The following is a 26,632-nucleotide window of genomic DNA, read 5'->3' as shown; positions in this document are numbered from 1 at the left end:
ATACTGGAATTATTACCTCATTAGGTTGATTGCCGTAAGAATAACCGTCACTACAATGTAAGTAATTACACCGACGTTCAGTATTGCCGTTCTCGTGCGAACGCCGCGAGGCAGTTCTTCCGGTGCGGTATAGAATACAAAATTCTTACGTTCACGAATAAGCAGCACCACACCCGCAATGATCAGACCGTAATACAGCAGCATATAGATGCCGAATATCATCGTTCCCGTCGCATTCTGGCCCATCCACTGCATCATGGCTGTTCCGTCGCCGTTTTCCGCACTGGTCAGCACGTTCATCAGACTGTCGATGTCAATGTTCGTCACCACCCATGGCGCGACCACGCCGCCCATGAAGTTGACGCACATGTGCATGACCACCGAATAACGCAGTTTGCTGGTACGCACGTACACGTAGCCGAACACAAGACCCAATGCGAATGCGTAGAAGAACTGAAACAGGTTCATGTGCACTAGGCCAAAGAACATCGCGGAGAACACGATCGCGGTTTTTTCGCCGTATTTGCGCGTACGGCTGATGAGTTCCTTGCGGAAGATCCATTCTTCGAACAATGGTCCGAGAATCACGAGAAACACCACGTTCCACACGTCGAATTGCATGGCCAGATCACTTACCGAATTGCTGGCTTTGCCTCCGGAAAGCAGCGACGCCAGCATATTGCCGATGAGACTGCCCACATACATGAGCGGGAAGCACATGACCAGCAGTTTGAAGAATTGGCCCGGCTTCATGTCGAACTTGCGTGTTTCAATGACCGACGATTTGCCCATGATCAGTACCGTGAGCGGCATGGCCACGAGATACAAAGGGGCATCCGACGCCACATACACCGCCCAATTCGGCAGATTCGTGGTGTGCAGTACCTGATAAAGCACGCCGGAAATCACCGTTGCAAGCGCATACCAGATCACCACCATCAGGCACATGCCTACGCCGATGCGGGAGAACACGCTTTTCACGCGCCTGAGCCAACGTTCATAAGGATTAACTTGCGGCCGCGGATACTGCGGTTGTTGCTGATATTGGAATGGCTGCTGCGGATTCTGCTGTTGCGGCCGCTGCGGATATTGTGGGTACTGCGGAAACGTCATATTTGCCTTTGCGACGACGTGCACGGGGTGCATATACGAAAATGCTGATATTCAGCACCTTAATACAGGAATGCTGAATATCAGCTTACAATCTCATGACCGTCGTCATGGGCGTCCGCAACGAAACAGCTCATACGGCGAGCGCGGCGATCGGACGCGGAGCCACCACCACTTCGGATCCAACCGTCAGACCGGCAGGAAGCTCATTGGCTGGCAGCTGCACGGTGACGGGCAGGTGGCCCGCACCTGCGGCAACCGTCAAGTCAACGCGGACGAGCGCGCCGAGGAAGTGCACCATGTCGACGCGACCACGCTCGCCTACCATGTTGCCATCGTTTGCGGCCAGAGTGATCACAAGGTTTTCCGGCCGCACGAGCACGGTGGAGGCGTCGCGCTTGGAGGCTTCGAGCAGCGGCACGCGCTGACCGAACACCACGGCTTCCTCACCATTCGTGATGCCGGGGAGCCGGTTAGTCAGGCCAATGAAGGTGGCTACGTATTCGCTGGCCGGACGGCGGTACAGCGTCTGCGGGTCGGCGATCTGTTCGATACATCCGTGGTTCATTACGCCGATGCGGTCGGCAACGGCGAGCGCTTCTTCCTGATCGTGGGTCACGAACACGGTGGTGGTGCCGGCTTCGAGCTGGATGCGGCGGATTTCGTCGCGCAGCTGCACACGAACTTTGGCGTCAAGTGCGGAAAGCGGCTCGTCGAGCAGGAGTACGCGGGGGTTCACGGCCAGTGCGCGGGCGAGCGCCACACGCTGCTGCTGACCGCCAGACATCTGCTGCGTGTATTTGCCGGCCTGATCGGCAAGGCCTACAAGTTCCAGCTTCTCCATGGCCTGCTTACGTCGTTCCGTCTTGCCCATGCCGCGGATCTCCAAGCCGAATTCCACGTTCTGCAGAGCGGTCATGTGCGGGAACAGCGAGTACGCCTGGAACACCATGGCCATGTTTCGCTTGTTGGCGGGCACACCGGTCACATCTTGCCCGCCGACGAGAATCCGACCGGCCTGAATGTCTTCCAAGCCTGCGAGGGAGCGCAGCGCGGTGGATTTGCCGCAGCCGGAGCCGCCGAGCAGCACGACCATTTCACCAGGATTGATTTCTAGGTTGAAGTTGTCGAGCGCCTTGTTGGTGGCTCCTGGGTAGATTTTGTCTACATTAAGCATTTGCACGCCGCCGCCGCGTTCCGCGGAGTCGTTGAGGACTTCGCGTGCGGCTCGGGTTACGGTTTCGGCACTCAGATCGGCGTCTACGAACGCTTCCGAAGTGCGTGCTATGGTTGCTTTCTGATCAGCGAGAGTCATGATTCGTTGCTTTCTTTGGATTTACGCAGTGCGTCGGAAATAAGATCGAGGGCTACCAGCAGGATCACGCCGAACAGTAGTGCCAGCAGCGACATGGCGGTGGAGATTTGGGAGTTGGATTGACCAAGCTGGTAGAGCGCCACCTGCAGGTTCATGCGTCCAAGCAGCGATGCGACGGTGTATTCGCCCAGCACCACGGCTATGGAGATGAACGATGCGGAGAGGATCGACTGCCACAGGTTAGGGATGAGCACGCGGAAGAACACGCGCGGCCAAGAGGCTCCGAGCGAGCGGGATGCCTCGCACAGCGTTTTCACGTCAATGGAGTTGAGGCCCACGGCGAGCGCGCGGAATGCAAATGGCATCACCAGAATAACGTAAGCGAAGCACAGCCAGATCGGGTTGGTGTTGAGCACGTCGGCGCTGAGCCAGCGGTAGATCGGTCCTAGGCCGACTACGAGCACGATGGCGGGGATGGTCAGCGGCAGGGTGGCCACCCATTCGATGGCGCGTTCCAACTGCTTGGAGCGAATGTGCACGATCACCATGGTGGGTACCATGAGCAGCAGCATGATGACCACGGTCACCACACATAATCCCATGGACGATCCAAGACCGTTCCACAATGTGGACAAGTCAGCACCAAGCGCACTGCCATCGCCGGTGAAAATCGCAATCCACGGATCCAAACTCCACTTGCCGGAAAGCGGGTGTCGAATCGTGAACACAAACATAGACACCAGTGGCACGAACAGAAACAGCAGCGTGAACGTGAGAATGATCGCCTTGATCACGCGCTGCTTGCGCACGCGGGCGGCACGCAGCTGCGGGGGCATTGTTTTAGTATGATTCACTGCCATTGTCCGGTCCTCTTTTCTACAGCGTGGCTCAGCATCATCACCAGAGCGACCACGATGATCATCGCGAAGGCGAGAACTTGCGCGAATCCCTGCTGATTCGGATCCATTTCGTTGCGCATGGCGCCCTGAATCATAAGCGGCACCAGAATCGAACGCTGTGAGAACAATGCGGCGGCTGTCGCATATGCGGAGAACGCACTGGCGAACAGCAGCAGCAATGCGGAAATGAAACGCGGAACCAGTATCGGCCCCGCAACGCGCGTCCAATACTGGAAGGTGTTGCCGCCGAGCGATTCGCAAGCCTCACGCCACTGCGGACGAATCGAATCGACTGCAGGCAGGAAGATGATGATCATCAGCGGAATCTGGAAGTAGCAGTAGACCGTGATTAGGCCAGGCAGGGAGCTCAACCAGTTCGGGTTGACGGTCAGTCCGGTCAGCTGGCGGATCAGCATGGTGCCGACGCCATTGATGCCGATGGTGGCGATGAAGGCGAAAGCGAGCATCACGCCGCCGAACTGTGCAAGCACCGACGAAATGGCACTGACCATGCGGCGCAGCAGTCCGTTCGGTTTGCTGCCAATCACCAGCGCATACGAGGCGACCGCACCCACGACCGCGCCGATGAGTGCGGAGATCACGGAAACGAGAATGGAGGTGGCGAACGCGGCGATGGTGTTCGCTTCGAAGAGTTTACTGAAGTTATTGAGGGTAAATCCGCCATCGACGTTCTGGAATGCGCCGACAATCACGATAACGGTAGGCGCGAGCAGGAAGCAGGCGGTGTAGGCGAAAAACGGGATGGTCACGACGAATGTACCGATTTCGCGGCGATGCGTAGCGAAATCGGAGGTTGCGGAGGGGCCGTTTTCTCGCGTCCCTCGGGCTTCGCGTACGTTACACCCGCCGATAACTCCCGCTTTGGGGGTGATTGCTGCAGTCATGGTTGCATGCATGCTTTCATACGATTGATATGCGGTGAGATTGCATAGGATTGTGGGATTGCGCTATTGCGCTGGAGACATGCTTCAAGACCGGCTGTTGCGGCAGAAGACGTCGGGGAACTTACTTCAGCCCGTCGTATCCGCCGGTCTACCGGCCTTGGATTACATTGTTTCCGATTGTGTTCCAACGCTCGTTTGCATTGCTTACGAGCGGTTGCCAATCAGTTGCCGATGGTCTTGTCCCAGTTGTTCTGGAGCCATTCGGTGATGCGAGTGGAATCGTCGTTGGTATAGGTCACTGGATCGCCTTCGATGGTGATGGCGGTCTTCAGGGTGTCCTGGTCAACCGTGCCGTCTTCCTTCATGGAGTCGAGGAGCACCGGGTTGGCACCACCCTTGAACCATTCGTTCTGAGCGTCGGCGGTGTACAGGTATTCCTCCCACAGGCGTGCTGCGGCCGGGTGCGGAGCGTCCACGTTGATGGCCTGGTTGTAGTAACTGACCACCTGGGCGTTCTTGAAGGTCTTGAACTTCCAGTTCACGCCCTTCTCCTTGAGGCTCTTCTGGTAGGAGGCCTGGTTGTAGCTCCAGTCCATCACCACGCCAGTCTGGCCGGAGTCGATGGTTCCGTCGGTCACGTCAATGGTGGTGAGGTTGCCAGCGTCCTTAAGCTTCTTGCAGTAGTCGAGACCCGGCTGCAGGTCGTTGATGTCACCACCTGCAAGCTGGTTGATCATGAGGTAGCCGTTGAATGCGGCGCCAGCTTCGGCAGGCTTGCCGTTCAGAGCCACGGTGCCGGCGAACTTCGGATCCATCAGATCGTCGAGGTTGTTGATGTCGCCGTACTTGTCGGCGTTCCAACCGATCGACATGATGCCGGTGTAGTCGGCGTAATACTTGCCGTCGGCATTCTTCACGGAATCCGGAATCTTATCCCAAGCCTGCACCTTGTAGGAGGCGAAGTTGTCGGTGCTGGTGGAGGCCACGGCCAAGCCAAGGTCGAACACGTCGGGAGCAGCGTCGGTGCCTTTGTTGGTCTTGGCTGCGTCCACTTCTTCCTTGGATGAGGCGTTCGGGTTCAGCTCGTTGATCTTGATGTTCGGATACTTCTTCTTGAAGCCGTTGATAACCTCGCCATAGTTGGACCAGTTGTGAGGAAGTGCGATGACGTTGAGCTGGCCTTCCTTTTCGGCGGCGGCAACCAGATCGTCCATCGTACCGAAATCAGCCAATGAAGTAGCCTTTGCGGACTTTTCATCAACCTTTACGGCCTTGCCGGAAGTGGAATCAGCTGAGGAATCCGTGCTGTCCGATCCGCAGGCGGCCATGGAGAAAGCCAGAACGGCAGCAAGGGAGCCGGCAGCCAGTTTGCGCAGAGAAATCATGGAAATCAATATCTTTCTTATGCCTTGTTCATAACAACAAGAAAGAAGATAAGCCCTCAAATCAACGCGATACTGACCTTACAGTAAATATGCAGTTTATTTTGAATCGGAAAAACTAAATTTCCCCAAACTGCAGGTAAATTGGTGAAATATGTCAACTGGCACCAACGCAATGTCAGCATTGATGCCAGTCTCATGCAAATCGAATCAGCCTAAAGCAGGCCAATATAAATCAAGCCACCACACAATCGAAATTAGCGCAGCACGCCTTCGATCAGCGTGGTGATCAGGTCGGTATAGCTCACGCCGGTCGCCTCCCATGCCTTGGGATACATGGAAATCGGGGTAAAGCCCGGCATGGTGTTGATTTCGTTGACCATCACTTCGCCATCGGCCGTCACGAAGGTGTCGACACGGCTCAGACCGGCACCGTCGACCGCGATGAACGCTTTTTTGGCAGTTTCGCGCACGCGGTTCAGAGTTTCTTCCGGCAGGCTTGCGGGCACTTCCACATGGCTTGCGTCGGAGTTCACGTACTTGCTGTCGAAATCATAGAACTGGTCGTCGCCCTCGGCACGCTTGTCAAGCACGATTTCGCCCGGCCAACTGGCCTGCGGAGCCTCGCCGGCCTTCGGGCAGAGCACGGCGCATTCGATTTCACGCGCGTCGATACCCTGTTCCACAAGCACACGCCAATCATGATGGGACGCTTCGAACACGGCGGCGGCAAGCTCGGCCGCATCGCCCTCATGCTCGACCTTGGTCACGCCGAAGCTGGAACCGGCGCGGGACGGCTTCACGAACAGCGGGTACTGCAATCCGGCCTGCTGCACCGCGACAAGCATCTCGTCCGCTTCGGCGGCGAATTCGGAAGCGGCATCATAATTACGCACATCCAACGTGATGCCGGGAGCCACGGGAATACCAGCCGCAGCCAGCAATACCTTCGTATAATGCTTGTCCATGCAGGCGGCGGAAGCGAGCACGCCGCAGCCAACGTACGGCACGTTCATCATGTCGAACAGGCCCTGAATCGTGCCATCCTCACCGTACGGACCATGCAATACCGGAAGCACGGCGTCCACGTGGCCAAGCGAAGTCAGCGTGCCGTCATCTTCACGAGCGAAGAAACCATCCTGTCCGAGTGCCACATCCAGCACCACATCTTTGGAGGAATCCGTCTTCTCCGCCGTCGGCAGGCCTTCGCTCATGTTCCACTTGCGTGGATCCTCGCCGCCTACGATCCACTCGCCGTTCTTGGTGATTCCCACCTCAATGGCTTCGAACTTGTCAGTATCCAACGCGCGCAGCACGCCCGCCGCAGAGATGCAGGAAATCGAATGCTCGTCGGCTTTGCCGCCATACATCACCACAATGCGCTGTTTTGCCATCTTTGTCTTATGCTCCATAAGTTGGTCCGTTGAACGCACACGCGTCCAACACCGTCTGCCAATACTGTCTGTACTGTCTGTCTTCGCGATATCGCGCCGGTTCGCACTTCTGTTCGCCCGCGATACCACGCATTCGCAATATCGCAGTTCAGTATACAAACCGCACCGGTCTATCGTTCAAAGAACATACGTTCCGCGTCCACCAATTTCAGCGAATTGTCCTGTTCAGCCTTCGCAATCGTTGCATCTCCGGCTTTATATTTGGTGAACAATACGTATTGTCGTGCATAGTTGCTTTTAATGAGCGGCGAGCACGATTGCAATGTTGCGATGGTTTCGCTTTCGTTCACCGTATTGCGCCACTTGCATTCACCCAACAGCAGCTGTTTGTTGATGGAATCTTCCATAACGATATCAATATCGGCTTGGGCTTTAGCTTGCGGATCGTTGCCCCACCATTTGCCGATTGCGGTTGGCAGGAACGCCATTCGCGCTTCCTTGCATTCACGTACCAGCCATTGCACGCACATTTCTTCGAATTGCTGCCCGACGTATGTGGAGAATGCCGCTCCGGACGTGCTTTGCATCGCCGCCGCGTGCGCCAATCCGCGTTCGACCAGCACTGAGGCGGGGCTTACGAAACGGTACCAATAGAAGAAGAATGGGTCTTTGAACTGCCATAATCCCTTGCGCGAAACCGCCGCGTTCTCCCCGAACGGCACTTTGCGTTCGACGATGCCAAGTCCCGCCAAGGTGGCGAGATATGTGCTCACCGATGAACGGTCCATGCCGATATAGTCGGCGATAACGGTCGGCGTATTACGCCCCGATCCAACCGCATTCAGCAAGCCGTTGTACAACGCGGGTTCCCGAAGTTCCTGCCGCATCAGCATGTCTGGCTCGGCATACAGTATGCCGGAAATGTTGAAGCAGAGTCGTTCGATGTTTTGCGCATACGAATATTGTTCGGAAAGTTGTTCCAAATAGTAGGGGGTACCACCGAGCGTTGCGTAATAGTTGATTTTGTCTTCCCAACTTGCGTTGGACGGCATAAGTTTGTCCGCGTCGAACAGATCGAAGGGTTTCAGTGGAATCTGTGCGGTTCGCCTGCCGTAGAGCGGACTTTTTCGTCCGAGTACTTCGCTTTCCATGAATCCTTCGTTGCTTCCGCACAGCACCATTGTCACGTTAGTGTTTTTGAACGCGTGATCGATGACGATCTGCAGCGTCGACGGCAGCGACTTTTCAGATTGCGCGGCGTACGGGAATTCGTCGAACACCAGCACGAACGGGTGTTCGCGGTCCCCCTGCGCCCGCATTGCCACATATTCGAAGGCGTCTTTCCAGTTGGCGAATGATCCGGCGGTTTCAGGTATGCCGAAGAATGCGTACACTGCTTGCGAGAAGTCACGAAGATTTTCGGATTTGCTCAATTCTCGCGCGGTGAAGGTCAGCGCACGTTTGCCTTGGCAGAATCGTTCGATCAATGCCGTTTTTCCGACTCGCCTACGGCCATAGATCACAACCATCTGGAATGCGTCTTTGCCGTACGCCTGTTCCAGCGTTTCCAATTCCGCGTTTCTCCCAACGAAATTCATATATTCCGCCTTTCATCTGCGGTCATCTTCTGTTGCCATCATGCTTTTCGTAAAGCCGGCCGTCACCACATAAAGTTTGTCTAATCACGATTATACTAATTACGATTAGACTATTTTTATACAGATTTACTATTATTGTCGAATATACAGCGATTGACGATTGACAAATTCCGATTGACGTTTTACGCAATCGCATGCCTCGAAAAATAAAAAGACCGCACCTGAAAGTGCGGCCTTATCTGCAATTGCGATGTTGCGGAAAGCTTATTCTTCGCTGATACCTTCGCCGAAAAGTTCTGACAGCATTTGCGCGCAGGAGATGCCGTCGGAAAGTACGTGGCTCATGGCGGTGGCGAGCGGCGTAGGCACGCCATACTGCTTGCCAAGCGCCACTACCGCATCGGCGGTCGGCACGCCTTCGGCCACGCCGTTGCTCACCTTGGTGGCTTCCTCAACGCTCAGGCCCTTGCCTAGGTTGGAACCGAACGTGTAATTGCGGCTCAACGGGGATCCGCAGGTGGCGATCAGGTCGCCCACGCCAGCCAAACCAGCGAACGTCTTCGGATCGGCGCCTGCCGCCTCGCCCAAGGCGGTCAGTTCGGCTAGACCACGGGTTTCGATCATGGCGGCAGTGTTTTCGCCGTAGCCGGCGCCGCGGGCCATGCCCACGGCCAGCGCGACCACGTTCTTCAGCGATCCACACATTTCCAAGCCGATCACGTCGCGGGTTACGAACGCACGGAAATAGTCGGTGGTGCAGGCGGCTGCGATCTTACGCGCATTGTCGAGATTTTCGCAGGCGACCACGGTTGCGGCCGGCTCGCGGTCGGCGATCTGCTTACTCAGGTTCGGTCCGGAAATCGCAGCGAAGCGGTCGACCGGCAGGTCGAGAGTTTCCATAACGACTTCATCCATGCGCTTGTCAGTGGTGCGTTCGATGCCTTTCATCAGCGAGGCGACGAGTGCGGTTTCGGGAATCAGGCCCTTGAATTCGGAGAGCGCCACGCGGGCGAACTGTGCGGCGATGGCCACGATCACAATGTCGGCGTTGGCCACGGCTTCGGCACGATCGCCGGTGGCGGTCATGTTGCTTGGCAGCACTTTCACGCTGGGCAGGCGAACACCGTTGTGATGGTGGTCGCGAATGCCTTCCACGATCTCCGGTTCGATGGCCCACATGGTCACATTGTTGCCTGCATCGGCAAGCACCTGACCGAAAGCGGTTCCCCAAGCTCCTGCGCCCAGTACCGTCACGTTCGTCATATTTGCTCCTTGCATCGCTCCGGGCATCATTCATAGCCGGAGTCTTGGCTCGAAAATTGCTTTTCCTATGCTACCGCCGGCTGCGCACACCGCGATGCATACTGCAATACGCGCCACACGTACGCGCAATCGGCTGGCAGTATTTCGATTACTTCATTTCAGCAATCGAGTGTTCGGTTTTTCGATTCAGTCCTTTTCGATTCGGCCTTCTTCGATTCAGTCCTTCACTCGGCTCATCGTGCGATAATCCCAATATCCGTCGGGGGCTTGTTCGCCGCGGATTTCGGCCATGACTTCGGTCATGCGTACGCGGATGCGTCGAGTGAGTTCGTTGGCGAGATCTTCCGGCACTTCCTCACCCCAGGAATCGCAATCGGCAAGCAGATCAGCATAATCAAGCGCCTCGTCGTAGCACATGACCACGTTTTTACGCGGCCACGGCCACCAATGGTTGATGCTTGCCGCACCCCACGTTACCGCGCAATATAGCGGAATCTGGTAGCCGAGTCGGCGTGAGGATTCGAGGGCGATTACACCCACGCCGTTTTTCATGCTCATCGGCCACTTCTGCGGGTCTCGCGTTACCGTGCCTTCCGGCCATACGGTTAAGGGCCGGCCGGAGGTGAGGATTTCCACGGAGGTCTCCTCAATGGCTTTCGCCTTGCCCGCACGTCGTTGCACGGGCTGCATGCCTACCAGCTGGAACCATTTGCCAATCAGCGGCCACGAGGCCATTTCGGCTTTGGCCATATAACGCGGGCGGCGGCCTTGGTGGAATATGGAGATCATGGGCACGAACACGTCGAACATGGTGACGTGCGTGGCCGCGGTGATGAACGGACCGGTTTCCGGCACATGTTCGATGCCCCACGCCTTGAGTTTGGTGCGATTACGAAATACGATGTCGCATCCGGTGAGCAGACGGTGGGTCGCTTTTGGATTCTGCGCCGCGATTTCGGCTTCATTGGCTTTGCGCGGCCCGCATGGAAAATCATGGGTCGGGTCTACAAGATGATGCTTCTGCGCGAGTTTTGCGACTTGCTCGTCGCTCAGTGGCTTCACTGCAGAGCGCGGCGACGGTTTTCCTTTGGATGCCATGGTCTCCATTGTGCCACCGGCCGCCGATACGTATGGAACCGTATCGGCATCAGTTTTCATTCATGGCATCAAGCCGATGCTGCAACTCATCGATCTTCTCCTGCAGCATCGCGATTTGTCGTACTTGCTGGTAGATGATCAAGTCGCGCACGTCGAACATCTTTCGTCCGTTTTTACTGGCCCCAATAGCCATGAACGCCGCATTGGCGATGTTGTAATTTTCCAGCATGGTCTTGGCTTTGGAATCCCCCACCCCCCAGATTATGTTTAATCACCCGTTATGCAATGAAATTGCGTATCTTCAACGGTTTTCGTAAACCCGTCGAAAGGGGAAAGACCTGTAAAGTTGGTTCAGAACCCGAAAGAAAACACCATTTCGATTGTTCTATTTTTCAAAAAAACATCAGATTTATTGCAAAAGGTTTCATTGTTTTCTGCCCCATTTTCTTATCAAATGATGCAGAAAAAGAAATCATGAGGCAGCAAGATCAAAACACAGGAAGACTTCGCACATCCACAGCAATCGCCAGAAAAACAGAACCGGCACCCGCGTGAAGCGAGTGCCGGTGAAAGGCGGTACGGACGTTCGACGCGACCATTCAATCGCAAATCATCAGCCACGACTGGTCAGTCGCAATAATCGATCACACTCCACCAATCGCGATCGGCCTATCGGACCAATCAGAGCCGATCAATCGGAATCGGCGAGCATCTCATGCTTCCGCTTTCTTATAACGACGGTTGCGGGTCTTGCCTAGGGCGACTAGGCGTCCCCGTTCAACCAATTTACCGACTTTGCGTCTCACAGCACGAACATCAGAGCCGCTCAATTCTGCAATTTGGGCAATGGTGATTTCCTCGTTATTGGACAATAAGCACCTGACAGCATCCTCAATACTGTTAGTTGTATCACCCGTTTTCCCAACCACCCGCTCAGCCATGTTTTCATGCTCAACCTCATGCTCACGGATGGGTACAAATGCCGTAAATACTAATCCATCATTAAAGACCGGCTCACCCCCAGAATACAGCTTCGTATACTTCATAAGATTCCTTACCCCGCTACCCAGCTCCTCAGCAAGACCAATTTGCATAAACACATCGGCAATCACAGGATTCTTAGGTACAGGTGTGAAGTTGTTTAAATCAATCTCACCCTCAAAAACCGGGCGGCTGGCATTGCGGGTCTCAATTCCTTCATTCGTAATGGTAATTTGAGCCGGAACCGGACTGGAATATTCACGGTGCACGAGAATATTCGACACCAATTCTCTAATGATCCAATCGCGCGCACTAACAGCAGTGCCATTTTCCGCGTGGTAACGATCCGGTAATGACTTGCGCATAAACGCTGAAAGTTGACTATACGCATCAATTAGATTGGTGCGAACTATAAGCCGGTCATCATATCGGTTCAGATTTTCACGTCTCACCACGGCATCCGTCTTGTACGCAGGAAGCAAATCCGCAATTACTTCATCCTTGCCCAGCAAAAGTCCCGCAGCCAATGTCAGCCCTTCAGCTTTGCTACCATAATCTCTCGCATATAGACGAGCACTACGCAACAAGGTTTGATCATCCATTCCACCCCACGGATGATCAGGAGTCTTTCTCTCCGCCATCGCACGAATTCTAGCTATCAAATTCAAATCAAGATCGTCAATCGACAATCCTGGATAAATACGCTGTTCCGTGAATATGTTCTGTTTGCGAATATACATCTGAGTAATCTGCATCTCACCGTCAATTCGCCTATCAGCATCCGCGACGCGATCCCATATCTGCCCTTTATAACGGAACACAGATGAAGTCGGCGGTACCCATATGCGGATCACGGTTTTCCCGTCATATTGGAAACGTTCCGTTTCCACAAATAATGTCGGAGAAAATGACTGCGGTTGTCCGGTTACATTAGCTATATTGCGCTCAATACTCAACGCTGACTTATTGGGAACCCCTAGTACTGTGCCATCATCCTTTACACCAAGGAAAATAGAACCTCCAGCATGATTGGCGAATGAACATATCGTCTCGTAAGTGTCATGTTCAGGATTGCCACCGCACCGTTTAAATTCCACAGTCGAACTCTCACCCGCATGAAGAATGCCCTCAAACTCTGCAATATCCATTGACTCACCTCATCACAGAAGTCATTCACCAACTTATTTCGACCGCGATTCGACCGCGATTCGACCGCGATTCGACCGCGATTCGACCGTTTAATTCACATTAAACCACACTATAAAACTATATGCGTTGACTCCTTTTGCCAGCACGAAAACCAACACCTATAGGATCTCGACAAAACAGCCTCAACGATGCAAAGTAACGCAATATCACCACACAAAAACAAAACCGGCACCCGCGTGAGGCGAGTGCCGGCGAAAGGCGATATGGACGTTCAACGCGACCGTTCAATCGCGAATCATCAGCCACGACTGGTCAGCCGCAACCGATCCTGACCGATCACGGCGAATCAGTCGAAATCTGCGCCGAGAGCTTCAAGCTTGCCACGGAAATCGGCATAACCACGGTCAATCAGGGAAATGCCCTGCACATTGGACGGGCCCTTTGCCGCCAACGCGGCGATCAGATGGCTGAAGCCGCCACGCAGATCCGGCACGTCAATATCGCGGCCGGCCAGCGGGGTCGGTCCGAAAATAACCGCGGAATGCTTGTAATTACGCTGCTGGAAACGGCATGGCAGCGATCCGAGGCATTCACGATACAGCTGAATCGTGGCACCCATCTGCACCAACGGCTTCGTGAAACCGAAACGATTCTCATACACCGTTTCATGCACAATCGACAGGCCCTTCGCCTGCGTCAATGCCACCACCAGTGGCTGCTGCCAGTCGGTCATGAAGCCCGGATGCACGTCCGTTTCGATCGCGACCGGCTTCAAATCGCCGCCCGGATGCCAGAAACGAATGCCGTTATCGGTGATATCGAACTCACCACCGATCTTGCGGAACACGTTCAGGAACGTCATCATTTCAGGCTGCGTGGCACCTTTGACGAAAATGTCGCCATGCGTGGCCAATGCCGCGGAAGCCCAGGAAGCAGCCTCGATGCGGTCGGTCAGCGAAGTGTGCGTGTAGCCCTTCAGTTCCTTCACGCCCTCGATACGGAACGTACGATCCACATCCACGGAAATAATCGCGCCCATCTTCTGCAGCACGCACACCAAATCCATGATTTCCGGTTCGGTGGCAGCGCCGGAAAGCTCCGTTTTGCCTTCCGCAAGCACTGCGGCAAGCAGTGTCTGCTCGGTAGCGCCCACGGACGGGTACGGCAGATGGATCTTCGCGCCATGCAGGCCGTTCGGCGCGGTGATATGAATGCCGTCCTTATGTTCTTTATCGACGTTGGCGCCCAACTTGCGCAACGTTTCCAGATGGAAATCGATCGGACGACCGCCGATATTGCACCCGCCGAGAGCCGGAATGAACGCCTCACCTAAACGGTGCAGCAGCGGGCCGGAGAACAGAATCGGAATGCGCGACGAGCCGGACAGCGTATCCACGTCGGCCACATCAGCAAGCTGCACATTCGTGGCATCGATCGTGACCACGCCGTGATCGCCGTCCACCGTAACGTCCACGCCATGCAGACGCAGCAAGTCGGAGACCACATGCACGTCGCGAATCTCCGGAACATTCTTCAACACGGACGTGCCCGGGGCGAGCAGCGCCGCCACCATGGCCTTGCTCACGAAGTTCTTCGCGCCACGCACCTTGATGGTGCCGTTCAGCGGCTTGCCACCTTCGACGTGCAGAATGTCGTTGTTATTGTCAGACACGCTCAACCTCTTTCGACCCGCTATCGGATCAAATTTAAAGAAACACTGCCTTTCAGTTTGCCATAAGGCATGTAGCATATTCGCGGAAAACGGAATTCAGCGCAGTGTCTCCTTAATTTCGCGCGCGAGATTCGCGTCCCACATGGCACCCGTGGCACTCATCACCGCATTCGCACCAGCCTTACGGTACGCCTTGTAATCTTCCGGACGAATCACACCGCCCACGCCGACGATCGCAAAATCAAGCCCCAGCTTCTCACGAATCGCGTTCAAACGACCGACCATATCGAGGCCTGCGCCACGAATCGCATTGCCACACACGCCAGAACGGTCACGGCCCGCGCCAGGCAACGCCTGATTGCCGTTCGCATCCACCAGTTTCGCGGAAATCGTGTTGATCGTGGAGAAGCCCTGCACCGCGCCGTGGCCTACAGTTTCCTTCACCATGATCTCCAAATCGGTATCATTCGGAATGTATGCGAGCTTCACGATCAGCGGACGATCGCCGATTTCGTTCTTCACCGCTTCCGTAATCTCGCCGACCAAATGCGGATCATGGCACAGCAGACGATTATGCCCCTCATTCGGGCAGCTGGTATTCATTTCCATCAGGCCAGCGCCAGTTTCGGCGACCAAATGCGCGGTGGTGACATGATCGGCAATGTACGCCTCGCGATCCATGCCTTCAACGCGAGATCCCTGAAAGCTCGGCACCAGCAGCTGGCCATCGCCGGCCGCTGCGATCGCCTTTTGCATATCCGGCTGCCACTCGTCCGGATCACGGGAGGGAACGCCAAAACTGTTGGAAATCGAAATCGGAAGCTCATAGCGGGTATCGGCAAGCACACCCTCGTCAAGTTCGGCACTGCCGGGAACCAGCGAACCATCAGCATTCCTCGGATGCACGGCAAGCACGTTCGGGAACGCATTGCAACCCCATGCGCGGGAGCGAACCGTCTTATACACGGCCAAATCGAAGCCCATGAGGAAGGCAGCCGTGGTGAAACGCTCGTTCAGCAGCGGACCTGCCGGAATGCCAAATGGCAGATTCACGCGAAAACCAAGGAATTCCTGAGCTTGAGCCTGAACAACATGGGCAGCCTGATTAGTCTGAGCAGCATGATCTTCACTGTAGGAGTTGGACGCAACCGCATCAACAGGAGCGACCGAATCTACAGAATCAGACGAATCAGCCTTCAACACTTCGGCAAACGCGCCGAACGGCCCTTGCAAATAGTTATCTTCATACGTGCGATTGACATCATAAAACGGCGCGAAACCCTGACTCATATTTCTCTCCGAAAGCTACGAAAGCGCAAAACAATAAGCCCACCATAGCGCGTCTCATATGCAAAACCCGCGCAAATCTCACATAATCAGCAATCCAAACACCTAATCCTTAATTATCAGCCACTAGCTGGTATTTGCGACCACGGCCAACACCAACCGGCTGAATCGTGCCCGCTTTCACCAGGTCGGCCAGTATTTCGCGTGTGCGCGTGAGTCCCAACCCCAGTACCTGCGCCAAATACGAAGTTTGACAAGGTCCTTCATCAATCAGCGTACGCGTGATTTTCTCCACGTAGCTCTTCGACTTGATCGCAGATTTTCCCATAGTTTCCACATCTGAATCATTCCCAGCGCTTCCAGCATTCTCATGCAAAGCATTCTCACGCTCCACATCACAATCCAGAGAAGAATTATCAGTCACCACGCGAATACCGCCAACGGAAGAGCCAGCTGAAGTTCCATTTGAAGGCATCACATTATAATCGGCATAGTGCGGGAACGCACGCGGATACAATGTGAGCTGTACCCGGCCTGGATTATCGGTCACCCTCAATTCGGGAACCGCAGTACCGGCAAACTCACATCCAGCACGCATTACGTCGAAACCACTTCCCGCTTTTTCCCCAACGCCAATCAGATTGAATATCTTCATCAGCGTAGGATTGCGGGCATCCGAAATACCGCCATACACAACCTCGTCAACGGAAAGACGCAATCCACCTGGATTCGAAAACACAATTCGATCCGCATATTGCACGATCACCGTTCCGCGACGAACGTAATAATCCGCATGAACAAGCGTATTGGTCACAGCCTCACGCACCGCTTTATCCATTGGATTATCGTCTATTCTGTGCATATCTGCACCCAGCTGGAACGGATGCGCAACCGCGTACCGCAACCGATTGACCACTTTCTCCCAGAAATCATAGATATTGCCGGACCAGTCCCCATCATCCGAAGTGATGCGATCACTCCAACGATCCGCACCATTAAACATCTCACGATAATCCAAAAAATAGTAGGGAAACTCTTCAATAATATTCCAGGCATGTCCGAACATCAGCAATCCGGCACGAGTGGGGCGAGCAAGAGAACCGTCAAGCGAAAGCGCACCAACACGCAAGAGAAAATCCTCATCCGGAATCTCAGCCCACGGATGCCCCGGCCGTAAACCACGAAAACGCTGACGGTATGCGCGAATGGAGTCACCATTCAGCACATCCCCGGTCATGCCCCCAACAATCTGCCGATCCAGTGGCTTCAGTTCACTATCACGCAGCATGGCACGCACGTCTTCCTCATCACATAGATAATCACCATCACCATTGCGCCTGTAAGACCCTTCCATCGGATTAGGACCGACATACACGGGGACCCTCTCCCTAGACGCGCGCGGAACATTAATGCAAATAACGTTTCCATGACTGGTGTGACGTATGTTGACATCATCATCGCTAAGGACCACCGAACTGATTTTCGACGTATCGTGCACGGTATTCCAAAAATCCTGAACCATCTTGTGTGCATCATCAACACCCGTAATGCTCAACGAATGATCGGAATTTTCAGAAACGCCGAGCAGAATCATTCCACCATCAGTATTGGCGAAAGAACTGTACGTCTCCCAAATACTATGCGGCAGACCACCTTTCGCACGCTTTGCCTCAAGACGGTTATGCTCACGCATGCGAGGAATCTCTCGCTCCCACCACTTATCTTCATCTTGCAATTGCAATCGAGATTGGGACACCATTGCCACCGCCTTTCCACTCAGCATTGTGCGTTACCAGCAATTTTACCACCGCTTTTAGAATTTACCATCGCTTTTTGTAAATTTATCACCGCTTTTATTGCGACCTCTCCAAAAAGCGACGGCAAAAGAAAAGGCTGGTGCGGCCCGCTCTCCATCACGGAACGAAACACACCAGCCTGAAGCTAAAACCCCGAAAGCTAAGAAGCCGCAGCTCTAGCCAACTCAGATAATGCCGCGATCGGCAAGCGGACCCTGCCAATCCGGGTATTCGCCTTCGCGCGCAGAAGCGATCGTCTGCTCCGGTTCGCACTTAACCGGCAGCGTCTTCGGCTTGAACGGGAACTTTTCGGCACGCATCTTTTCGTATGCCACGATATCGTCTTCATGCTGCAACGTCAGATCGATGTCGTCGTAGCCGTTCATCAAACGCCAACGGGTGTAGTCGTTCACCTCGAACGGCAGCGTCACATCGCCGCACGTCACCGTGCGATCCTCTAGGCTCACGGTCATTTCACGGCCCGGCTCCTCGTCGAGCAGCTTCCACAGCAGCTCAACGGATTCCTGCGGCATAATCGCAGCCAGCACGCCGTTCTTCGCGGTGTTGCCATAGAAAATGTCAGCGAAACGAGACGAAATCACCACGCGGAAACCGTAATCGTGCAGCGCCCACACGGCATGTTCACGCGAAGAGCCGATACCGAAATCCGGTCCGGCAACGAGAATCTTGCCCTGCTTGTATTCCGGCTGGTTGAGCACGAATTCCGGATCGCGACGCCATGCGTAGAACAGCGCGTCGTCAAAACCGGACTTCTGCACGCGCTTCAAAAACACGGCGGGAATAATCTGGTCGGTATCGACGTTGGAGCGGCGAAGCGGCACGGCCACGCCGGTAAGAGCAGTCAGTTTTTCCATTTCAACATTTCTTTCGATTTACGATTCACAGGATGCCGGAAATCCAAGATTTTCCGAGGATTTCCAAGGATTCACAGGTCGGCCGGAGACGAGATGGTACCGCGGATGGCGGTTGCTGCGGCGACTGCCGGTGATGCCAAGTGCGTACGCGATCCCTTGCCCTGACGTCCTTCGAAGTTGCGGTTCGACGTGGAAATGGAACGTTCGCGGGCCACCATCTTGTCGGGGTTCATGCCCAGGCACATGGAGCATCCGGCGTTACGCCATTCGGCACCGAAGTCCTTGAATATCTTGTCGAGTCCTTCCTTTTCCGCCTGCAAGCGCACACGCGAGGAGGCCGGCACCACGAGCACGCGGTGAATGTTCTCGGCCTTGTGATGCCCCTTCATAATGGAGGCGGCCACGCGCAGATCCTCAAGGCGTCCGTTGGTGCAGGAGCCGATGAACACGGTATCCACGGCAATGTCTTTGATGGGCGTGCCCGGAGTCAAACCCATGTAGGCAATGGCACGCTCGGCCGCGGTGCGCTCGGTCTCGTCGTTGAACGAGGCCGGATCCGGCACCACGCCGGAGATCTTGATGCTCTGGCCCGGATTGGTGCCCCAGGTCACGTACGGTTCGAGGTCTTCAGCCTTGATGGTCACTTCCTTGTCGAACACGGCGTCATCATCGGTTTTCAGCGTCTTCCAGTATTCGACGGCCTTGTCCCACATTTCGCCTTCCGGCGCGTGCGGGCGGCCCTTCAGGTATTCGAACGTCACTTCGTCCGGCGCGATCATGCCGGCGCGGGCGCCTGCTTCGATCGACATGTTGCAGATGGTCATGCGTGCGTCCATCGACAGTTTCTTGATGGCTTCGCCGCGATATTCGATGACGTGCCCCTGGCCGCCACCAGTGCCGATCTTCGCGATAATCGCAAGAATAATGTCTTTTGCGGTGACGCCCTTCGGCAGCTCACCTTCGATATTCACGGCCATGGTCTTGAACGGCTTCAAGCTCAGGGTCTGCGTTGCCATAACATGTTCGACTTCGGAGGTGCCGATGCCGATGGCCATGGCACCGAACGCGCCGTGCGTGGAGGTGTGCGAATCGCCGCACACAATCGTCATGCCCGGCTGCGTCAGACCCAGCACCGGCGCGAACGCGTGCACCACGCCCTGATCGGCGTCTCCCAGCGGGCACAGACGTACGCCAAAATCCTTGCAGTTCTTTTCGAGCGTGCTCAGCTGCAGCGCAGAGATCTTATCCGGATTCGGGCGGTCGATGTCGGCAGTCGGAGTGTTGTGATCTTCCGTTGCGATCAGCTGGTCAAGGTGACGCGGCTTGCGTCCGGCCAATCGCAAGCCTTCGAATGCCTGCGGACTGGTGACTTCGTGCATGAGCATCAGATCAATGTACAGCAAGTCGGGAGCCCCATCACTACCCCTGCGTACCAAATGATCGGCCCAGACCTTCTCGGCCAATGTCGTTCCCATTGCGGGACCTCCTCGGATTTTTCCTCGCTTTTTCCTCGCAGGTATTGCCAACCCGCGCTGTTCGTGCTATAAGCCTATGGTGTTTGAGCCCGGTTCGAATGCGTCTATGCCGGTATATGAGATACTTGCATGCAACGCACGTATCATGCATGCGTCGAGTTCACGTTAATTCACGCTAAAAACACGCAAAATGCGACATACCTCTCCGTATGAGCCAACATAATCGTTGAAAAATCAGCATTTTCCCAACTTTTCCTTTGCTGAATAAAAGTTAGAAAATTTCTGCTTTACCGCAGTCCGACATTGCATATATTTTGCATTTCAATATGTGAGATGGCATAATCCCTCTTATGACTTCTTCGAATACAAGCACCACCATGCCTGAATCGCAGTCAGATGAGACTGAGCTTCAAGCTGAGACCCACCACACGACGTCTTCTCAAAGCAACGAGATTCATTCCGGCGTGGGCGTGCTTGACAAGACCGTCAAAATCCTTGACGCGCTTGAATCCGGTCCGGCAACGCTCGGACAGCTGGTTTCCTCAACGGGCTTGGCTCGACCGACCGCACATCGACTGGCGATTGCGCTGGAGCGTCACCGTTTTGTGTTGCGTGATCAACATGGCCGTTTCGTGCTTGGTTCGCGTTTTGCGGAATTGGCCGCAGCCGCCGGCGAGGATCGTTTGCTGACCGCAGCCGCGCCGATTTTGCAGACGTTGCTGGATCGTACCGGCGAATCCGCGCAGATTTACCGCCGTCAGGGCGATATGCGCGTGTGCATCGCCGCTGTGGAGCGCGCATCCGGTTTGCGCGATTCCATTCCGGTTGGTGCGATGCTGTCGATGGCGGCCGGTTCCGCAGCCCAGATTCTGCTGGCTTGGGAGGATTCTGAACGCCTGCATCAGGGGTTGCGCCACGCCAAGTTCACCGCGTCCAAGCTTACCGCCGTGCGCAAGCGCGGTTGGGCTGAATCCGTGAACGAGCGCGATGAGGGCGTATGCTCGATTTCCGCGCCGATTCGCAATGCTTCCGGCCAAGTGATTGCCGCGATTTCGATTTCCGGTCCGGACGGTCGTATGGGGTCCAATCCCGGACGCCGTTACGCCCCGCTGGTTATGGCCGCTGGTAAATACCTGACTGACGCCCTGATTAAGGCTTCTTCCGGCCGCTGACAGGCGGTTACGATCTTACGACCGTATAGCTTCGTAAGCTTTTCGACCGTGCTTTGCAACGCATGCAAGGTACGGTTTTTCATTGGCGGTTTTCATTTGCCGCGATTGCCGTTTACTTGCGCAGCCAAGACAGCAGTTTGCTCCACCAGGTTGACCTATGCAGCAGATCCACGCCTTCGGATTCGGGCTTCGACTCGCTGGTCATACCATATGCGTACGCCTTGCCCGCGCTCGGCTTGCCCACCAATTCGCCGTATTCCAGTAGCTGCGTGCGCGGCTCGTACGGATGTCGAATGTCGAACTCAATCAGACGTGCGGCCCTCTTCTGCGGAACCGGACCGTACGATCCAAAACCGCTGGTGGGCGACGCGATCATCATCAGCCTGTCAATCACCTTCGGTGGAACCTTCGCCGTCTGCGCATCAGCGGAATTCTGCGAAATCGGTACTGTTCCAACGAACGCATTGCGGTGATCATGCCCCGCGGAAATCGCGAAATACCCGTATTGCTCCAAAATCGCAAATTCGCCGCTGTCGGCATCGGGGCAGCTGATGCCCTCCCCCAAATAACTGCCGGGAAGCGTTTTTCCCTCGTCCAAAACGTAGTGTTTCCCAGCGTAATTGCGGTAGCCTTCGATCGCGCGCGCCGCATTCGCCGCAGCCGGCTTCAACAGTTGGTAATACTGTTGCACCGGAAAATGCTGAAATACCATGCACGGCACCGCCTGTTCCTGCGATTTCGCGGTTTCGTGCAATTCTACCTTTTTCTGAGATTGCGTGGCCATCATTTCCGGCACTTCGGCAAGAAATCGCAACGCCTCCGCCGACGGGCTTCCGTACCCGCCGGAACGTGCGTAATCGCCTGAATCCAGCAATACCAGGCCAAGCACGGACGTCGTATGATCCACGTCGGAAACCGGTAACGCGAATGTGCCCGGCTCGCAGGCAAACACGCGTTGGCTCGGCAAATATTGCTCCGTCTGAAGTCGCGCAGGATCAGGATTCAGGCATCCAGGAACTTCCCTGCAAATGCTTTCGATTTCCGCATTGCCCAACCCGCACTGAAAATCATGATTGCCGAAGGTCACCGCCCACGGAATACCGCGGTCGGCAAGCGGACGCACGAGCTGTTCGACGGTAGCACGCACGGATGCGCGTGTACGTTCCAGCGCGGCTTCGAACCATTCTGACGCTTCGGAAGACTTGGATGAGGCGGGCTTACGCACAGTTCCGACAGAAACGCTCCAGCGACGCTTGCGCGTGGTTTGCGCGTATGCGGGATCGTATCCTGCGATCTGATTGCCGGTGAAGATAACAATATCCGGACGTGTGGCATCCAGCGACGCTTCGATGAGTTTGACGGTGTCTTTGCTGACTTTCGGTCCGTCTTGGATGTCGGTAAGCTGCAGCACGCGGAATTTGCCGGATTGGTGGAATTGCAGTCGCCCCAGTCGCGCGGATATGGAAAGCGGACGATCGTCGCCTTCTTCCGCCGGTTGGATGCGCGGTCGCGTGGCCGCGGCTTTTGCTGCGTTCTGCAATTCAGTCATGTTTCCTAGGGTAGTGCAATTTTCTTGGACCGTGCCATAGTGACAGACTTTACTTGCAAAAAACAAAAAACCCTCGCATCCGCGAGGGTCATTGGCTGGGATGCCTGGACTCGAACCAAGAATGGCTGAACCAGAATCAGCTGTGTTGCCAATTACACCACATCCCAATTTGGCAGGCGTGGCAACTCCGAAAAGTTGTCCGTCGTACCCCCGACCGGATTTGAACCGGTGTTGGCGCCGTGAGAGGGCGTAGTCCTAGACCGCTAGACGACGGGGGCTTGAGTTATCGCTGTGATTCTCAGCCAAGCCGTGAACCGCAACGAGTGATAAATATACGCGAATCCTCAGAAGTGCGCAAGTCACGGCGTGTCGCACCATTTTCCACCATTCTTAAGCACCATCTCAGGAACAACAAAACCCGCTGGAACAAAACATTCCAGCGGGTCAACAGTTATGCAGTCATGCAAACGCACGAATCAGCGCATCACAGGTGCTCGCGCAAACCCTGCAGGCGAGCGACGGCAATCTCCTTGCCGACGATCTCCATGGATTCGAACAGCGGCGGAGACACGCGGCGGCCGCTCATGGCCACGCGCACAGGGCCGAATGCCAGACGCGGCTTGTAACCGCCATCCTCGATCAGCGCCTTGTTCAGCGTCTCATGCAGGAAGTCGGTCTTCCAATCAGCCTCATCGACAGCGGAAAGCGCGGCAATGGCGGCGTCGAGCACCGCCGGAGCGGAATCCTTCAACTGCTTCTTGGCATCGTCGTCAGGCTCGATATAGCCCTCGGTAGAGAGCAGCGAGCCGACCATGCCCGCAACCTCGCCCAGCAGGCGCACGCGCGGCTGCACGAGATCTACGGAAGCGGACAGCACTTCGCGCTCACGGTCGGTCAGCGCATCCCAAGAATCAGCGGAAACCACGCCATCACGGTTCAGATACGGCACGGCACGGTTCAGGAAGTCCTGCGGTTCGAGCATGCGAATGTGTTCGGCGTTGATGGAAATGGCCTTGTCAATGTCGAAACGGGCCGGATTGGCCTTGACATCACGCACGTCGAACTTCTCGATCATTTCTTCCATGGAGAACACGTCGCGGTCGGCGGCGATGGACCAGCCCAGCAGCGCCAGGTAGTTCAACAGGCCTTCGCGAATGAAGCCGTTGTCGCGATGCAGGAACAGGTTGGATTCCGGATCGCGCTTGGAAAGCTTCTTGTTGCCCTGGCCCATCACGTAAGGCATGTGGCCAAACAGCGGCATTTCCTTGGCCACGCCCAGCTCGATCAGGTAACGGTAGAGCACGATCTGACGCGGGGTGGAGCTCAACAGGTCCTCACCGCGCAGCACCACGTTGATATTCATCATGGCGTCGTCGACTGGATTGGTCAGCGTGTACAGCGGATCGCCGTTCGGGCGCACGATCACATAATCCGGCACGGAACCGGCCTTGAATTCGATGCGGCCACGGATCAGATCGTCGAACGCGATATCCTCGTCGGGCATGCGGATACGCAGGGCGGGCTTACGGCCCTCCGCACGGAAAGCGGCCTTCTGCTCTTCGGTGAGATTACGGTCGTAACCGTCGTAGCCGAATGCCTTCGGGCGGCCTGCAGCCACGTTGCGGGCTTCGATTTCTTCCGGAGTGGAGAAGGATTCGTACGCATAGCCGGCTTCGAGCAACTTGGCTGCGACATCCTTGTAGATGTCGCCACGCTCGGACTGGCGGTACGGACCGTCAGGACCGCCTACGTTGATGCCCTCATCCCAGTCGATGCCCAGCCAGTTCAGGGCTTCGATGATCTGGTTGTAGCTTTCCTCGGAGTCGCGCTGGGCGTCCGTATCTTCAATACGGAACACGAACGTGCCCTTGGTGTGGCGGGCCTCAGCCCAGTTGAACAGTGCGGTACGGACCATGCCGACGTGCGGAATGCCGGTCGGAGACGGGCAGAAGCGCACGCGAACATTCTCAGGAAGTTCCGGTTTGGTGTTTTCAGCTTCAGTCATAGGTTCCATTGTGCCCCGCAAACCGGACGTGCCGCCCATCCCCACACACCGGCTCGTCAACAACGCCGACAACAATCAGTTTCTCAAATCGTCAATTATATGTATCTTATATCTTATTGCTGATAAAATATAAAATACATATAATTAAGTCCGAGGGCCACCATGAAATACACGCCGACAAAAGTAAGCAGAACACTGCGAAAGCTTGGTGAACACACACAAATCCAACGAAAACTCCTTCGCCTCACCTTGGAGGATGTAGCCATCCGCGCGGGAGTCAACATCAATACGGTGCGCAGCATCGAAAGCGGCAAACCAGTGCGCACCGACTCGCTTTTCGCAGTCATGAACATCCTGCAACTTATCGACCCAATGATCGAAGCCACCAATCCCTACAACACCATGCTGGGCATGAGCCGCGCCATCGACGAGCTCCCCCAACGCGTCAGAAGATAACCCAAGTCAGAAAACAATTCTCATGAGCCAAACCATACAAGTGCACACTACGTTGCAGGGGCAAGACGTACAAGCGGGCACCATCTTCGCCCAAAACAACCGCATCACTTTTCGCTACACCCCTGAATTTCTCGCGTCAGACAATGCGTACGACCTTACGCCGGCATTGCCGAGAGTATCCGACGCGCCGTTCTTCTTCGAGGGGCTTGGACCATTCTCAGACAGCGCGCCAGACCGGTGGGGCAGAAAACTCCTCAACCGCGCGCTCAAACGCAAGCGTGTTTCCGAAATCGAGTACCTGCTTGGCGTCGACGACGCGACCCGACAAGGTGCGCTACGCTACTACATAGATGGCACCCCTCAAGCGAGCGGCAATGACATACCAAAACTCACCGACCTGCCAAAACTACTCGACACAGCCGATGCGGTGGGAGAAGACCGCGAAGTCGCAGACATTGACCTGCGCCGACTCTACCGCGCCACAGGCTCGCTCGGTGGGGCTCGCCCTAAGGCATGCATCTACGACAAGGGCATGCTTTGGCTGGCGAAATTTCCCAAACCATCCGGAGACGAATGGGATATTACTGGCTGGGAAGCAGTAACCCTGCAACTAGCTGATATGGCAGGAATTCGCGTGCCGAATCACCGTACCATCAGCATTACTGACAGCCAAGATCGTCACCGCAGCGTACTACTTACTTCAAGATTCGACAGACAGCCTTCAAAAGAGGGTCCATCATTCATGACGCGAATCCCCTACTATTCCGCAATGACAGCGCTCGACGCACACGACGGAGAAGGTGGAGATTGGCTTGATTTGGCGGAATTTGCACGCAGTATGGGATGCGATCTTCATGAGCTTTGGCGTCGAGCCATGTTCGGCGCTGCCATCGGCAATTGCGATGACCATCTGAGAAATCACGGGTTCATACGAAAAGACAGTACATGGGAGCTATCTCCCGCATTCGACCTCAATCCAGAGCCCTACGATGAAAACCTATCGGACGAGCATCAGCTTACATTGTTTGGAGACGGACAAGTCACCCCCGAACTCCTCATGCGCAAAGATGCCCTGGCTTTATTCGATATTCCCACGTCAGCTGCAATCAGCTATACAGAAAAACTTCGCTCCGCATTGAGCCAAGCGCTATCTTTGGCACGCAAGACACGCATAGACAGTCATTCGCTAGCCATTATGTCAGGTCGTTTCCAACACGGGTTGGAAACGTTGGGATGCCTTGTCTGAGCGCC

Annotated in this window: 21 protein-coding genes, 2 tRNA genes and 1 pseudogene; 4 read left to right on the top strand and 20 right to left on the bottom strand. The window is 55.3% G+C overall.

Features of this window, described 5'->3' with window-relative positions:
• Positions 1 to 12: 12 nt before the first annotated feature.
• From BBKW_RS01025 to BBKW_RS00980, 10 genes are all read right to left on the bottom strand, one after another.
• Positions 13 to 1,113 (bottom strand): CPBP family intramembrane glutamic endopeptidase, encoded by a 1,101-nt coding sequence (locus BBKW_RS01025; protein ID WP_033500713.1) that lies wholly within the window; start codon positions 1,111 to 1,113, stop codon positions 13 to 15.
• 130 nt (positions 1,114 to 1,243) lie between these two features.
• Positions 1,244 to 2,425 carry an ABC transporter ATP-binding protein gene (locus BBKW_RS01020; RefSeq protein ID WP_033500712.1) on the bottom strand — a complete coding sequence of 394 codons (1,182 nt, stop codon included), beginning with the start codon at positions 2,423 to 2,425 and terminating at the stop codon, positions 1,244 to 1,246.
• Positions 2,422 to 3,285, bottom strand: a complete 864-nt coding sequence (locus BBKW_RS01015; RefSeq protein WP_033500711.1) for an ABC transporter permease — start codon at positions 3,283 to 3,285, stop codon at positions 2,422 to 2,424. Before BBKW_RS01015 ends, BBKW_RS01020 begins: the two co-directional genes overlap by 4 nt.
• On the bottom strand, positions 3,276 to 4,229 hold the full coding sequence (locus BBKW_RS01010; RefSeq protein ID WP_033500806.1) for an ABC transporter permease: 954 nt from the start codon (positions 4,227 to 4,229) through the stop codon (positions 3,276 to 3,278). Before BBKW_RS01010 ends, BBKW_RS01015 begins: the two co-directional genes overlap by 10 nt.
• 221 nt (positions 4,230 to 4,450) lie before the next feature.
• A complete protein-coding gene (locus tag BBKW_RS01005; protein ID WP_033500710.1) occupies positions 4,451 to 5,614 on the bottom strand; it encodes an ABC transporter substrate-binding protein in 1,164 nt (387 codons plus the stop codon).
• A 254-nt stretch (positions 5,615 to 5,868) separates the two neighbouring features.
• Complete coding sequence (locus tag BBKW_RS01000; RefSeq protein ID WP_033500709.1) at positions 5,869 to 7,005, bottom strand: D-alanine--D-alanine ligase family protein; 1,137 nt, start codon at positions 7,003 to 7,005, stop codon at positions 5,869 to 5,871.
• Between the two features lie 170 nt (positions 7,006 to 7,175).
• On the bottom strand, positions 7,176 to 8,603 hold the full coding sequence (locus BBKW_RS00995) for an ATP-binding protein (RefSeq protein WP_033500708.1): 1,428 nt from the start codon (positions 8,601 to 8,603) through the stop codon (positions 7,176 to 7,178).
• 264 nt (positions 8,604 to 8,867) lie between these two features.
• Positions 8,868 to 9,866: an NAD(P)H-dependent glycerol-3-phosphate dehydrogenase gene (locus tag BBKW_RS00990; protein ID WP_033500707.1), complete on the bottom strand. Its 999-nt coding sequence runs from the start codon at positions 9,864 to 9,866 to the stop codon at positions 8,868 to 8,870.
• Between the two features lie 216 nt (positions 9,867 to 10,082).
• Positions 10,083 to 10,964 carry a lysophospholipid acyltransferase family protein gene (locus BBKW_RS00985; RefSeq protein WP_033500805.1) on the bottom strand — a complete coding sequence of 294 codons (882 nt, stop codon included), beginning with the start codon at positions 10,962 to 10,964 and terminating at the stop codon, positions 10,083 to 10,085.
• A gap of 49 nt (positions 10,965 to 11,013) precedes the next feature.
• A complete protein-coding gene (locus BBKW_RS00980) occupies positions 11,014 to 11,217 on the bottom strand; it encodes a hypothetical protein (RefSeq protein WP_051920337.1) in 204 nt (67 codons plus the stop codon).
• A gap of 32 nt (positions 11,218 to 11,249) precedes the next feature.
• Here BBKW_RS00980 and BBKW_RS10405 point away from each other — a divergent pair, with 32 nt between their 5' ends.
• Positions 11,250 to 11,519 (top strand): hypothetical protein, encoded by a 270-nt coding sequence (locus BBKW_RS10405; RefSeq protein ID WP_128832438.1) that lies wholly within the window; start codon positions 11,250 to 11,252, stop codon positions 11,517 to 11,519.
• Positions 11,520 to 11,677: 158 nt separating this feature from the next.
• On the opposite strand, the gene BBKW_RS00975 is transcribed toward BBKW_RS10405, so the two are convergent.
• From BBKW_RS00975 to leuC, 6 genes and pseudogenes are all read right to left on the bottom strand, one after another.
• Complete coding sequence (locus BBKW_RS00975) at positions 11,678 to 13,093, bottom strand: RNA-binding domain-containing protein (protein ID WP_033500706.1); 1,416 nt, start codon at positions 13,091 to 13,093, stop codon at positions 11,678 to 11,680.
• A 347-nt stretch (positions 13,094 to 13,440) separates the two neighbouring features.
• On the bottom strand, positions 13,441 to 14,766 hold the full coding sequence (gene murA, locus BBKW_RS00970; RefSeq protein WP_033500705.1) for a UDP-N-acetylglucosamine 1-carboxyvinyltransferase: 1,326 nt from the start codon (positions 14,764 to 14,766) through the stop codon (positions 13,441 to 13,443).
• Between the two features lie 96 nt (positions 14,767 to 14,862).
• Positions 14,863 to 15,837, bottom strand: a pseudogene (locus tag BBKW_RS00965) (diguanylate cyclase); the annotation flags it as partial.
• Positions 15,838 to 16,165: 328 nt separating this feature from the next.
• A complete protein-coding gene (locus tag BBKW_RS00960; protein ID WP_048349486.1) occupies positions 16,166 to 17,812 on the bottom strand; it encodes an ATP-binding protein in 1,647 nt (548 codons plus the stop codon).
• Between the two features lie 222 nt (positions 17,813 to 18,034).
• On the bottom strand, positions 18,035 to 18,724 hold the full coding sequence (gene leuD / locus BBKW_RS00955) for a 3-isopropylmalate dehydratase small subunit (protein ID WP_033500702.1): 690 nt from the start codon (positions 18,722 to 18,724) through the stop codon (positions 18,035 to 18,037).
• A 71-nt stretch (positions 18,725 to 18,795) separates the two neighbouring features.
• Positions 18,796 to 20,199 carry a 3-isopropylmalate dehydratase large subunit gene (gene leuC / locus BBKW_RS00950; protein ID WP_033500701.1) on the bottom strand — a complete coding sequence of 468 codons (1,404 nt, stop codon included), beginning with the start codon at positions 20,197 to 20,199 and terminating at the stop codon, positions 18,796 to 18,798.
• Positions 20,200 to 20,549: 350 nt separating this feature from the next.
• Between leuC and BBKW_RS00945 the strand changes: the two genes are divergently transcribed.
• Complete coding sequence (locus BBKW_RS00945) at positions 20,550 to 21,371, top strand: IclR family transcriptional regulator (RefSeq protein WP_033500700.1); 822 nt, start codon at positions 20,550 to 20,552, stop codon at positions 21,369 to 21,371.
• A 112-nt stretch (positions 21,372 to 21,483) separates the two neighbouring features.
• Here BBKW_RS00945 and BBKW_RS00940 read toward each other — a convergent pair whose 3' ends face one another.
• The 4 genes from BBKW_RS00940 to gltX form a co-directional block, all read right to left on the bottom strand.
• Entirely contained in the window at positions 21,484 to 22,920 is a 1,437-nt protein-coding gene (locus BBKW_RS00940; protein WP_033500699.1) for a metallophosphoesterase, read from the bottom strand.
• Positions 22,921 to 23,012: 92 nt separating this feature from the next.
• A tRNA-Gln gene (locus BBKW_RS00935) sits at positions 23,013 to 23,087 on the bottom strand.
• Positions 23,088 to 23,125: 38 nt separating this feature from the next.
• Positions 23,126 to 23,198: transfer RNA gene (locus tag BBKW_RS00930), tRNA-Glu, on the bottom strand.
• A 206-nt stretch (positions 23,199 to 23,404) separates the two neighbouring features.
• Positions 23,405 to 24,925: a glutamate--tRNA ligase gene (gene gltX / locus BBKW_RS00925; protein WP_033500698.1), complete on the bottom strand. Its 1,521-nt coding sequence runs from the start codon at positions 24,923 to 24,925 to the stop codon at positions 23,405 to 23,407.
• A 249-nt stretch (positions 24,926 to 25,174) separates the two neighbouring features.
• On the opposite strand from gltX, the gene BBKW_RS00920 reads away from it, so the two are divergent.
• Together BBKW_RS00920 and BBKW_RS00915 are read left to right on the top strand one after the other, a co-directional pair.
• Positions 25,175 to 25,381, top strand: a complete 207-nt coding sequence (locus BBKW_RS00920; protein ID WP_231858499.1) for a helix-turn-helix domain-containing protein — start codon at positions 25,175 to 25,177, stop codon at positions 25,379 to 25,381.
• A 22-nt stretch (positions 25,382 to 25,403) separates the two neighbouring features.
• Entirely contained in the window at positions 25,404 to 26,627 is a 1,224-nt protein-coding gene (locus tag BBKW_RS00915) for a type II toxin-antitoxin system HipA family toxin (RefSeq protein WP_048349485.1), read from the top strand.
• Positions 26,628 to 26,632 lie beyond the last annotated feature (5 nt).

The organism is Bifidobacterium catenulatum subsp. kashiwanohense JCM 15439 = DSM 21854 (assembly GCF_001042615.1).
In the GTDB taxonomy this organism is placed as follows: Bacteria; Actinomycetota; Actinomycetes; order Actinomycetales; family Bifidobacteriaceae; genus Bifidobacterium; species Bifidobacterium catenulatum.
The sequence above is the reverse complement of the archived record's forward strand: the minus strand, read 5'-3'. Positions and strand labels throughout refer to the sequence as shown.